General features: G+C 45.7%; 10 protein-coding genes and 2 riboswitches. All 10 genes read left to right on the top strand.

The genetic code is table 11. The features are described from left to right. A riboswitch (cobalamin riboswitch) is annotated at positions 1 to 110 on the top strand. This riboswitch is flagged as partial in the annotation. A 115-nt stretch (positions 111 to 225) separates the two neighbouring features. The 10 genes from cobK (at position 226) to cobN (ending at position 12,756) form a co-directional block, all read left to right on the top strand. After that, positions 226 to 999 (top strand): precorrin-6A reductase, encoded by a 774-nt coding sequence (gene cobK / locus ACEW8F_RS08605; RefSeq protein WP_373483066.1) that lies wholly within the window; start codon positions 226 to 228, stop codon positions 997 to 999. A gap of 42 nt (positions 1,000 to 1,041) precedes the next feature. After that, on the top strand, positions 1,042 to 1,911 hold the full coding sequence (gene cbiQ, locus ACEW8F_RS08610; RefSeq protein ID WP_373483067.1) for a cobalt ECF transporter T component CbiQ: 870 nt from the start codon (positions 1,042 to 1,044) through the stop codon (positions 1,909 to 1,911). A gap of 23 nt (positions 1,912 to 1,934) precedes the next feature. Further along, positions 1,935 to 2,777 carry an energy-coupling factor ABC transporter ATP-binding protein gene (locus tag ACEW8F_RS08615; RefSeq protein WP_373483068.1) on the top strand — a complete coding sequence of 281 codons (843 nt, stop codon included), beginning with the start codon at positions 1,935 to 1,937 and terminating at the stop codon, positions 2,775 to 2,777. Positions 2,778 to 2,916: 139 nt separating this feature from the next. Next, a complete protein-coding gene (locus tag ACEW8F_RS08620) occupies positions 2,917 to 3,681 on the top strand; it encodes an energy-coupling factor ABC transporter permease (protein ID WP_373483069.1) in 765 nt (254 codons plus the stop codon). Further along, entirely contained in the window at positions 3,681 to 4,013 is a 333-nt protein-coding gene (locus ACEW8F_RS08625; protein ID WP_373483070.1) for an energy-coupling factor ABC transporter substrate-binding protein, read from the top strand. The genes ACEW8F_RS08620 and ACEW8F_RS08625 overlap by 1 nt, the downstream gene beginning before the upstream one ends. Before the next feature lie 42 nt (positions 4,014 to 4,055). Then, a riboswitch (cobalamin riboswitch) is annotated at positions 4,056 to 4,254 on the top strand. A 185-nt stretch (positions 4,255 to 4,439) separates the two neighbouring features. Then, on the top strand, positions 4,440 to 5,474 hold the full coding sequence (locus tag ACEW8F_RS08630) for a FecCD family ABC transporter permease (RefSeq protein ID WP_373483071.1): 1,035 nt from the start codon (positions 4,440 to 4,442) through the stop codon (positions 5,472 to 5,474). Beyond that, entirely contained in the window at positions 5,471 to 6,682 is a 1,212-nt protein-coding gene (locus ACEW8F_RS08635; RefSeq protein WP_373483072.1) for an ABC transporter ATP-binding protein, read from the top strand. Before ACEW8F_RS08630 ends, ACEW8F_RS08635 begins: the two co-directional genes overlap by 4 nt. A gap of 1 nt (position 6,683) precedes the next feature. Then, positions 6,684 to 7,841, top strand: coding sequence for an adenosylcobinamide amidohydrolase (locus ACEW8F_RS08640; RefSeq protein ID WP_373483073.1), 1,158 nt, complete (start codon positions 6,684 to 6,686; stop codon positions 7,839 to 7,841). Then, a complete protein-coding gene (locus ACEW8F_RS08645; protein WP_373483074.1) occupies positions 7,825 to 8,997 on the top strand; it encodes an ABC transporter substrate-binding protein in 1,173 nt (390 codons plus the stop codon). The genes ACEW8F_RS08640 and ACEW8F_RS08645 overlap by 17 nt, the downstream gene beginning before the upstream one ends. Positions 8,998 to 9,006: 9 nt before the next feature. Then, a complete protein-coding gene (gene cobN / locus ACEW8F_RS08650) occupies positions 9,007 to 12,756 on the top strand; it encodes a cobaltochelatase subunit CobN (RefSeq protein WP_373483075.1) in 3,750 nt (1,249 codons plus the stop codon). Positions 12,757 to 12,758: the final 2 nt, after the last annotated feature.

Here is a 12,758-nt window from a genome sequence, read left to right on the forward strand (position 1 = left end):
CCGCCGCTGTAAGAGAAGAGTTCCTCCAGGAATGCCACCACTTTGTTGGGAAGGCAGGAGGTAATGTTGACGCTTGAGCCAGAAGACCTGCCTGTTTGTATATCTCAAACTCTACGAGAGATAGAGGAGGTTTATTTTTGTACGCATTTTTGCGACCTCATTGTCTTGTTTAGAGATAATGAGGTTTTTTTGTGCAAAAACGTAAATGGAGAGTGATGGAGCAAGATGTCAAAAGTATTAGTAATAGCCGGGACAACCGATGCCAAGACAGTAATTGAGAGACTATTAGAAAAAAACCATGACGCAGCAGTGACGGTCACCACCCGATTAGGCGCTGGTATGTTGGATGAGTTCAAAAATCTGGATATTTATCAGGGCAAACTGAACAAGGATCATATTACTCAGTTGATCAGAACGCTTAAACCAGCCTGTCTCATTGACGTCTCCAATCCCTTTTCGGCTGAAATAACCCGCAATGCCATCAATGTTTGCAAATTCGAAGCCCTGCCCTATATTCGTTATGAACGGGAGCGGGTAAGCTATGAAGATGACCCGGACATTACCATTGTCAAGAACTATGGGGAAGCCTGTGATGTTCTGCTGAACTGTGAAGGTAATATTCTGCTGACGCTCGGGAGCAATAAGATTGAAACATTTAAAAGAATTCCTAACTTTTCACAGCGGATCTATCTGCGCGTACTGCCAGACTGGAAGGTTTTAAGTAAATGTGAAAGCCTGGGATTTAGTCCCAAGAATATTATCGCCATAAAGGGACCATATAATGAAGCCCTGAACATCGAATTGTTCAAATACTGCCAGGCATCGGTACTGGTGACAAAGGAAAGCGGCAATATGGGTGGGGTAGTGGACAAGATCAATGCTGCTAAAAAGCTGGGGATGAAGATTATTCTCGTCGATCGGATCGAAGAGAGTTGCAGTAACAAATTCAGTTCGGTTGAAGAACTGATGAAATATGTGGACAAAATAGACGCGGGTTGATTGTATCGGCAATCGGAAAATACTGAAAGGTAAATACTTCAAATGGAAAATAGTTTAGGCAAATCGATCAACTTTATTAAAACCAGTGAAAAAGCCCAACATCAAGCGACACATCGCCACAAAATCGGACATAAACATGGGGAAGGCTCAGCCATTGATTTTTATGCCTATGCCTCGAAGCTCCGATGCTGGAACCCTACTTTTAAGGTCGTCTTTTCTTTTCTGACGCTGCTGCTGTGCATTGGGCTGAACAATCCCTTTGTGTCCATCGCGGTGATCATCGGGATGGCGTATTTAACGGTGCTAAAGGGTGGCCTGTCGCTGTCGGCATATATTTCCGTACTGATGATCCCGATTACCTTTATTATCATGGGCACCATCGCCATCGGGGTTGACTTTTCCAGCCAGCCGATCGGGCAATTCAATCTTTTTCTTGGTATGGGTTATCTCTTCACATCAGTGGACAAGCTCCAGGAAATGGCGTTTCTGATGCTGAAAGTTTTTGGCGCCATCAGTGCGATGATCATGATGACCTTGTCGACACCGTCGGCCGAAATTATCGGGGTTCTTAGAAAAGCCCATGTGCCCAAGCTGATTATTGAACTGATGAATTTGATCTATCGGTATATTTTTATTTTACTGGACGTTTTTAATAACATGCGGAATTCGGCGGACTCCCGACAGGGCTATTGTGATTTCAAAACATCCTGCTATACCTTTGGCAGTGTGGCCAGCAATATGCTGGTGGTTTCACTAAAAAAGGCAAATGCCTATTATACCGCCATGGAAGCCAGAGGTTATGAAGGTGAGCTGGTTTTTCTGGAAGCTGAAAAGAAGCTTCAGCTGCGGCAGTTGATTATCGGGGCAGCTTTTCTGATTTTTCTGATTTTACTGGGGATGATGACACACTAAGAAGGGATAGACAGGGACAGAATATGAGCGAACCAATACTAAAGATAAGTGATCTCCATTACAGCTATGGAACCGGAAACCCGGCACTAAAAGGTGTAAGTGTCAATATTTATCAGGGCGAGAAGATAGCGGTGATCGGGTCTAACGGCTCCGGTAAATCCACTTTTTTTCTCAATGCTAACGGGGTGTTAAAAGCCGATCATGGCGAAATCAGTTATCAGGGCACCATCATTAATAAAAAGAATCTAAAGGAACTGCGAAAGAATATCGGGATTGTCTTTCAGGATGCTGACAATCAGATCATTGCATCCACAGTCATGGCCGAGGTTGGTTTTGGCCCGATGAACTTAAAACTGCCCCGTGAGGAAGTCATCAAGCGGGTTGATGAGGCCTTGACGACGATGAACATCCTGGCTTTTAAGGATCGTCCGCCCCATTATTTAAGCGGTGGTGAAAAAAAACGGGTGACCATTGCCGATATTATTGCCATGAAATCGGAGGTTATCATTTTTGACGAACCAACGGCGGCTCTGGATCCCCTTAATGCGCAGATGTTAGAAGCGGTTCTGGTGAAGCTGGGGGAAGAAGGCAAAACCATGTTGATCTCTACCCATGATGTCGATTTTGCCTATCGTTGGGCAGAGCGGGCGATTGTCTTTGATCAGGGAAAGATCATTGCCGATGGGACACCCTTGGAGATTTTTAAAAACTCAAGCATTTTGGAGCAGGCAAATCTGAAACGGCCAGCGATGCTCGATGTCTATGAGATGCTGGTTGACAATAAGCTGATTAAGGATAGCAATAATTATCCCACTACTCCCGAGGATCTGAAAGCCTTACTGGAAAAACAATTTAATCATGGCTGAACCATTCTGGCCGATGATTTTATACAGGGAAAATAAATGAGCTAATGATAAGGATTAAGATGGCTTTGCGGGATTTGAAAAGAGCGCTCAAGAATTTTCGCAAACCCTTAATATATAGATAAAGATAAGAGGAGGAACTATGAACACAAGTTTAAACACCAGAGAAAAAAGATTTATTGCGGTTGCAGCAGCCATCGCATTGGTATTCGGGTTTACCCCGGTGGCCAGTGCCATGCACATTATGGAGGGGTATCTGCCGGTGGGCTTTAGTGTGGCCTGGGGCGTAATCTGCATCCCATTTTTAATTGCCGGTTACCTGTCGATTAAAAAGACCCTCAAGGAAAATCCTAAAACCATTACCTTATTAGCGATGGCGGGAGCCTACGTTTTTGTGCTATCATCGTTAAAAATACCATCCGTTACTGGCAGTTGTTCGCATATGACCGGAACTGGGCTGGGGGCGATTTTATTCGGACCAGCGGCAGTTAGTATTCTGGGTATCATCGTATTGTTATTTCAAGCTATTCTACTAGCACATGGCGGCTTGACCACCCTGGGCGCCAATACCTTTTCGATGGCGATTGCCGGGCCATTTGTAACCTATGGTATTTTCATTCTTTGTAAAAAAATAAAAATTAACCGTCATGTAGGGGTTTTTCTGGCGGCAGCCATCGGGGATTTATTTACTTACTGTATAACCGCTTTTCAGCTGGCTTTAGCCTATCCATCAGAAAGTGGTGGCGTTGCGGCTTCTGTGGTTAAGTTTCTGGCCGTATTTGCCCCGACCCAATTGCCACTGGCCATTATCGAAGGGATTCTAACCGTTGTCATCATCATCGGGCTGGAAACCTATGCGCTACCAGAACTCAATGATCTGGGATATCTTGCTGGAGGTGTAAAATAATGACAGCGACAAAAAAAACAGTGATTGGTTTATTAATATTGGTGGCCCTGATTGCCATTGTGCCGTTGTTCATCCTCCAGGATGCGGAATTTGGCGGATCCGATGATGCCGGTAGCGTAGCGATTTCGGAAATTACCGGAATGGAGTATGAACCCTGGTTTACACCGATTTTTGAAACGGCCATTAATGGTGAAATCCCCGGCGAAGTGGAGAGTTTGTTCTTTTGTTTACAGACCGGTATCGGCGTGGGAATTATTGCTTTTGTAATGGGGCGATTTGTGGAACGGAAAAAGCAGGAAGACGGCAAGACGGGTAAGAAAAAAACCAAGTAGTTTGTCAATTAAGAAGCAGATAGTTTAACAGAAACGAACGAATTGAATAAATTTCGAACAGGTGTCGGTTGCAATCCATTGTATTGCAGGCCGATTAAAAGGGAAGAGGGGTGAAAATCCCCCGCGGTCCCGCCGCTGTAAAAGAAGAGTTCCTCCAGGAATGCCACTGTAGAAATATGGGAAGGTAGGAGGGGATGTTGACGCTTGAGCCAGAAGACCTGCCTGTTTATGCAAAACTCTGCGAGAGACAGAAAAAGGTTTTATTTGCGTGCCGTTTTACGGGCTCATTGTCTTGTTCAGAGATAATGAGTCTTTTTTTATGAAGATTTTTAGGGAAATAATTAAACCATTGTGGTAAGTGATAAATTTAAATGGAGGTTTCATAATGATGAAAAAAGCAGCAAGAATTATGGATCAGAGGTGGTAATGGAGAATATAAAAAATAGAAAAGCCCGACAACTCAGTATATTGGTGTTGATCCTAGGGGCAATCGTGTTGGTCTCGCTATACAGCATTAGCGTGGGATCCATCAATATCAGTATCCCGGACATTCTAGCTATTTTATCAGGACAGACAGTGGCGGATGAGACCTTTGGCCCAATAATTATGAATATTCGTCTGCCTAGAACCCTGGCTACCATCATGGGTGGTGCTTGCCTAGCGCTTTCAGGTCTGCTGCTACAGATATTTTTTAAAAACCCGATTGTGGAGCCCTATATTCTGGGAGTATCGTCTGGAGCGACATTGTTTGTGGGGTTGGTGTTATTGGGCGGATTCTCATTTGGACTTAAGTCCCTGCCGCCGATGGGTTTGTTTACCGGCGCTTTTTTGGGAGCCATGATGGTGATGGTAGTGGTGGTATTTGCCGCTCAGAAAGTAAAGAACATCACGACCCTCTTAATCATTGGGATGATGGCGGGGTTCATTTGCAATGCCTTTACCAGCATCTTGACCGCTTTTGCCGACAAAGAACAGCTTCATGGTTTTGTGATGTGGTCGATGGGAAGTTTTTCTGGATTTTCCTGGCCTCAGGTTCAGTTTTTATATGGAATCGGTTTACCGATGATTATATTGGCTTTTATCTTGAGTAAACCGCTGAATGCGATGCTCTTTGGAGAAAATTATGCCATTTCCATGGGACTCAGTATGAAGAAATTTAGAGTCATTGTGATTCTGATTGCCAGCGTTTTAACGGCAACCATCACTGCTTTTGCCGGACCAATTTCATTTGTTGGGCTGGCGGTTCCCCATATGGTCCGGATTACCATGGGGACTTCGGATAATCGGATTCTGATTCCGGGGGTGATTTTAGTCGGGGCCCTGATGACCGGGGTCTGTGATCTCATTGCGCGAATGATTCTTTCACCCATTGAACTGCCATTAGGGGTTATTACAGCTTTAATCGGTGCGCCGATTGTTGTTTATTTGCTCGTCCATAAAACGAAAGGAAATGAATTATGAAACCAGTAATCTTCACAGAAAATCTGAATGTTGGTTATGATAAAAAGGTAGTTGTTGAACAAGTCAATATTTGTGCAAATCGGGGGGAACTGATATGTTTATTAGGTCCTAATGGATCAGGGAAATCAACAATTTTGCGGACCCTGACAGGTTTACAGCCGCCGATAACCGGCCGGGTTGAAATCAATGGAAAGGATATAGCAACCATCAAAAAAGCAGAGCTGGCTAAAAAAATGGCCATTGTGCTGACTGAACAGGTTTCGTTAGGGCTGTTGACTGTTTTTGAAATTGCTTCCATGGGGCGGTATCCCCATACTAATTTTCTGGGAAGATTATCAATAGCAGACGAAACCATCGTTGAAGAGGCTCTTGATCTGGTTTATGCCGGATATTTGAAGAATCGTTATTATTTTGAACTCAGCGATGGCGAAAAACAAAAGGTGATGATTGCCCGGGCCCTGGTTCAGGAACCGGAACTGATTGTTCTGGACGAACCCACCAGTCATCTTGATGTCCGGCACAAGGTGGAAGTCATCAGCATTTTAAGAAAACTCTGTCTGGAAAAAGGCATCACCGTGGTGCTGTCCCTTCATGACATTGATATTGCCATTAAAGGCTGTCAAAAGATTTTACTGATCGAAAAGGGTAAGGTCAAAGCCCAGGGAACACCGGAAGAGATCATCAAAACCGGCACGATTCAGAGTCTTTATTCAATTGAGGGGGCTAATTATAACGAGCTGTTGGGGTGCCTCGAATTCTGTTCACCGGTATTACCAGAAGTGTTTATTACTGGCGGAAACGGCACTGGTACCGGGGTTTATCGGGCTGTATCCCGGGCCGGTTTTGGCATGTGCTGTGGGGTATTGCACAGTAATGACATTGACTTACATGTGGCAAAGGCCCTCAATTGTGATGTGGTTGAGGAAGACTCTTTTAGTCGGATCACTGATAAGCACTACGAAGATGCGTCAATAAAAATGGCAAAAGTGCATTATGTCATTGACACCGGTTTTCCGGTGGGGAATACTAATGAGCACAATTTGGATTTAATCATTGACGCCATCAAAATGGGGAAAACGGTTTTTAGTCTATCAGAACAAAGTGAACTTAAAAATCGCTTTGGTGATTGGGCAGAAAAAATCAAATGCTGTAAAAATCCGGCCGAGATTCTACAGATCATTCCTAAGCAAACAAGAAGAGGGTGTTAAGATGATGTTGGGTTTAACTGCAACCGGAGATCCCATTCATCGATACCATCGGTGTTTGGTTGTACCTTTTTGTGGATCGCGAAAGGTTGTCAGCACTGCCATGGAACATGGCGGCTATCAGGAAAATTTAACGGCTATATTTAATCAGGATGTTAATCCCGGTCCCGGTCGGCTGTGCGAACATATGGAAGCCGGTCAGGAGGAAAAAATGCAGTCCTTTATCCGGGAGGTGTTAGGGTTAGATCCGGACACCGTAGCACGGATGGCAACCATTGTATCCATGGAAAGTGTGGCGATTAAAAGCGAAACCTATGACATCCTGACGGTGACGGCTATTACCACCGCCAGTCTGGAAGTCAATGGCGGGCGGATTGGTGAAAAAGCCACCAGTTATGAAAAAAATGGCGAGTATGTCAACTTAAGACCGGGAACGATTAATAGTATGGTCTTTGTCAGTGGCAACATGACGCCGGGCTGTATGGCTCGAGCCATGGTGACAGCAACGGAAGCCAAGACCGCGGCCTGTCAGGAACTGATGGCCGGCAGCCTTTACTCAAATGGTATTGCCACTGGATCAGGAACCGATAATCTAATGATTATTTGTGATGGTGAGTCGACTAACCGACTGACCTATGCTGGAAAGCATGGCAAGTTGGGAGAATTGATTGGTCGGCTAGTGCGGGATACGGTGAAAGAATCCCTTAATCAACATATGGCCTTAAACCCGGTTACCCAACATCGGCTATTTGCGCGAATGAAACGCTATGGCGTTACCGAAGGAACCTTTTTTAAAAAATTCAATGAACTCAGTCAAGAAGGTCAACGCGATTTTCCCAAATGGATCGATCGTCTCCATCGGTTGGATCAGGAGGATGAGCTGGTAACCATGACTTCCCTCTATGTTCATCTGCTGGATCAGCTGGGCTGGGGGTTATTGTCCGGATCGGAAGCCATCAATGGTGGGGTGATGATTCTTAAGCAGATTGCCAAGGCGCAGTCAATTAATCTTGAACGATCGATCAAACAGCATGAATCCGCTGAAGTGGTGATTCAAAAAATGGTAAATTCTTTTGTGACGACCCTTTCCGAAATGGTCATGGCAAATGAAATAAATTTAAACTCAGAAGGAGAAAAGAAGAGTAATGAAAAGACAGTTTAAACGGTTAGCAGTGATTGCGATCACTGCGGTAATGGCAATGACAACAATGGTAGGACTGACTGGTTGTCAGTCGAGTGACAAGACTTACAAAAGCGAGGATGGTAATAGTATCAAATTGCAGTATGCCAAAAATTTTAACATCGAATATCTCGACAATAATAACAAGATTGTCACCGATGGCGAAGGAAAACAAATGTTGCTGCTGCAAAAAGGTCAGGAGGCGCCAGAGGAATACAAGGATCTGCCGTCGATTAATATTCCCATTGATCAGGCGATTTACACCAGTACCACTCAAGTTGGTTTTTTACGGGCCTTTGATGATGAAACCCTGTTTGACAGTATCGTCGGGGTGCGCTTAAAAGCTGAAGAATGGGATTTTGATGCCATGAAAAACCGGATGTTAGAGGGCAAGATCAAGGATATCGGCTCCAATTCGGCCACCAGCAGCAGCTATGACTATGAAGTGATTCAATCGTTGAAACCAAAAATCGTCTTCACTACCACCGGGATGGGCAGTGAACAGCAGAAATTGATGGAGATGCTGACCCAGAATAATATTCCGTACCTCTATGATTCATCCAGTACCGAAACCGACTATCGTGGTACCATGGAATGGATGAAATATTATTCGGCTTTCTATAATCTGGAAAAAGAAGCGACAGAATACTATGATGCAGCGATGGTTCGCATCGATGAAATGAAAGCCAAGGTAGAAAATGCCGAAAAACCAAAGGTTGCCTGGGCCATCGTCTCTTCTGGCAAAATTTATGTTCAGAATGCCGGGTCAAAAGCAGCACAAATGGTTCGCGATGCCGGCGGAGAATACCTTTTTGATGACATTGGGGTTGGCAAAGACGGTGTCACCGTGTTAACCCCGGAAGAGTTTTACAGTCGGGTTTCCAAGGCCGATTATTATATTAACTCCGGGATGCCAAAATATGGGCCGGATATTAAATCCATTACCGATCAGGTGCCGGTGGTAGCGGATCTACCGATTTGCAGCAGTGGCAATGTCTGGCAGATTACTGATAATTTCTGGTCGACTTATCACACCATCGATGAAAAATATCTGGAGCTGGCAGCCATTTTCCACTCGGATCTTTATCCGGATGCGGAATTCAGTCATTTCAGACAAATGCCTGCCGTTGCCAAATAAGGTGAAAAAATGTTGAATTTAGTCATTATTATGACCAGTATGGAGCCTTTCCTGACTTTCAGGGAGGCTCTGGTCAGTCTGGACCAAAAATATCCAAATGCTTTTGGCGTCGAGCTTTTTAATACGACCGAACTGGAAAATAAGGAGCGATATGAAGCCTGTGTAGCCACATCCGAACAGGCTGATTTTATTTTCATCAATCTGCATGGTTCACTGTCTTTTTTCAAACCTTTTTATGCATATTTTAATCAGTTTAAAAAGAAAAAGCCTTTCTTTATCAATACCACCATTGAAGAAGAGGTCGGTGAGGTTTTCCCGGATTGCAGCATTATGCCGGAGGACTTCAGGACGATTTATAAATATTTTAAATCGACCAGCGTGGGAAACTTTGAAAACCTGATCAAGTGGATCGCCAATCAGTTTGCTGGTGGGGAATATCCCCTTGATGCCCCGATACTGCCAAAATGGAGTGGGATCTATGATCCGGATCGCGATACCGCGGATGAGCCGGCATATTTAGCCGAACTCCGCAATAATGGTCGATTTACCATTGGCATTATCATCAATGTGTTGCTGATTCAGAAAGATAATCTGGCTCACATCGATGCCTTGATTCGGGAGATCCGAAATCAAGGGGTCAATCCGCTGTGTATTTATTCGGATATGCTGCCAGATCTGGATCTGGGCTGCGAAGGCATTCGCAATGTGCTGGAACGCTGTATGATTCAGGATGGTCAGGTGATTGTCGATGCCATCATCAATACTACCGCCTTTAGTCTGACCATTCTTTCCGATCCGGGGGATGGCTCAAAGCCCAAAGACACCAGCATTTTCGAATTATTCAAGGTACCGGTTTTACAATCCATGACCACCCTGCAATCATTGGCGGACTGGGATGAATCAGTGCGGGGTCTGGACCCCCTTTCACTTAGCTTTTGCGTGTTTCAGCCGGAGTTTGACGGTCAGGTGATTGCCTATCCCTTTGCCACCACCGAAAATGAAGACACCCCTCTTGGTTCGAAGCGGGTTTCCAAACCCATTGCCGAACGGGTTAACCGGATTGTTACGCTGGCGCATAATTGGGCCAGATTGCGGCATAAAGATAATGCCGAAAAAAAGGTGGCCATCATTCTGCACAATAACCCACCCCGTAATGATAACATTGGCGGCGCCGCCGGACTGGATACGCCAGTTTCGGTTTATCAGATGATGAATGCACTGGAGGACAGTGGTATCTTTACCGCCTATCATTTTGAGGATGGTAAAGAAATTATTGACCGTATTACCAGTGGATTAACGAATGACGGCCGCTGGTCTTCGCCGGAGGCGATGCTGGCCAAAAGTATTGACACAGTTAAGAAAGAACAGTATCAGCAGTGGTTTGATCAGTTTATTCCCCGGATCCAGGAAAATCTGGTCAAATATTGGGATCAGCCAGTGGGGGACTTTATGGCGGTAGAGAATCAGTTGCTCGTCCCCGGGATTCTCAATGGTAATGTTTTTATCGGACTGCAGCCACCCCGAGCCTTTGAGGATAAGGCTGAAGAAATGTACCACAGCACCGATATGCCCTGTCCCCATCAGTACATTGGGGTTTATAACTGGGTTGAAAAAATTTTTGAAGCCGATGTGATTATTCATGTTGGCACTCATGGTACCATCGAATGGCTGCCGGGTAAAGAGGTGGGGCTATCCAAAAATTGTTACAGCGATATCTGCATTGGCACCATCCCCCACCTCTATTCTTATATTATTAATGCTCCCGGTGAAGGCACCCAGGCCAAGCGGCGAACCTATGCCACCCTTTTAGATTATATGGTACCATCGATGTTTGAAGCCGGAGTTTATGATGAACTGGCCGAGATGGATGAGTTGATGAAACAGTACTATCATATTCAGAGTGCCGACCCTAAAAAGCTGCCAATTATTCAGCAGGAAATCAGGGAATTGGCCATCAAGATGAATCTGCATGACGATATTGGCATTACTGCTGAACAAATGGAAACGGATATTGATGGCTGTATTCATGAATTCCACTCCTGGGTTACCAATGTTCAGGCTTGTGATATTTATGACGGCTTTCACATCTTTGGGATGGTTCCGAAAGGTGATAAATTCAGAAACATGCTGAAAATGCTGGTCAGAAACCGTAATGGCAGTGTCCCCTCACTGCGGGATGGGGTTTGTGATTTGCTGGGTTGGGATCATGAAGTTTTGTTGGCTGAGCCGGACAAAGCCACTGGTGACGGTAAATCCTATGGGATTTTGTTGGCTGAAGCCGATGAACTGGGACGGACTATTTTTCTGGAACTGGAGCAGCGGGAATACAATCCGGAGTCGGTAGCTGCGATTATCGAAAAATTTAAAATAAATGATACCAATTCAACGAAACGGTTAAGAGTGACCCTGGATTATGTTTGTACTTTTATCAGACCACGGGTGATGCGGATTACCGATGAAAGGGATCACTTTGTCGATGGTATCCATGGAAAGTTTATCCCGCCGGGACCTTCCGGGGCACCGACCCGGGGAAACGCCGGCATTCTGCCCACCGGTAGAAATTTTTATTCCGTCGATCCTGGTGCGATGCCGTCCCGACCCTCCTGGGAAATCGGCCAGGTATTGGGAGATCAGCTGATGGAGCGCTATCAGAAGGATGAAGGGAAATATCCGGAGAGCGTCTCGATGCTGGTCTACGCCACCGAATCGATGCGAACCTATGGGGATGACATTTCCGAAACCTTTTATCTGCTGGGAACCCGACCTGTCTGGCTGGGGAACACGGACCGGGTGATTGGGGTTGAAGCGATTCCGCTTAGCGAGTTGGGACGACCCCGAATCGATGTGACCCTGCGGATCACCGGACTGTTCCGGGATGCCTTTCCCAATCTGATCGAACGGGTCGAAGATGCGGTCAATCTGGTTGCTGCCCTGGATGAACCCGATGAGATGAACTATATCCGCAAGCATGTCAGAGAAGAAGTGGCAGAACTGGTTAGCCAGGGCATTTCCCTGGAACAGGCCGAACGTCAGTCACTGTTGCGGGTCTTTGGTGATCCACCGGGAGCCTATGGTGCCGGCACCAAAAATGTTGTCGAAAGTCAGAAGTGGAAGGACGTCACCGATCTGGGGACCGTCTACACCACCTGGGGCTGTCATGCCTATGGGAAAGATGTCCATGGTGAAAAAATGCCGGAGGTCTTTACCCGACGTTTCAGCAAGATCAATGTGGCGGTGAAGAATGAATCGACCCGGGAAGTGGACATGCTCGACAGCGATGATTTCTATAATTATTTTGGCGGCATGGTGGCGGCCATTACCACCCATAGCGGTTCTCAGAAGCCGGCCTATGTGCCCAGCACCTCGGATACCGATCATATTGAAACCCTGAGTCTCCATGAAGAAGCCTCCCGGGTGATGCGAACCCGGGTCAATAATCCCAAATGGATTGAGGGCTTGAAAAACCACGGTTATCGGGGGGCCAAACAAATTTCGGCGATGGTGGATATTACCTTTGGCTGGGATGCTACTACTAACGTCATTGACGACTGGATGTATGATGCCATTGCAAACCGTTATGCCTTCGATCAGGAAACCACCGACTGGATGCGGGAAGTTAATCCCTGGGCCCTCCATAATGTCGCCGAACGGTTGTTAGAAGCCAATCAGCGGGGCATGTGGCATGCCGCCGCAGAAAGTGTGGAGAAACTCAAAAAAATATATCTGGAGATGGAAGGGGATCTGGAGTCGCTTGGTTAAAG

Source organism: Acetobacterium sp. (assembly GCF_041752335.1).
In the GTDB taxonomy this organism is placed as follows: domain Bacteria; phylum Bacillota; class Clostridia; order Eubacteriales; family Eubacteriaceae; genus Acetobacterium.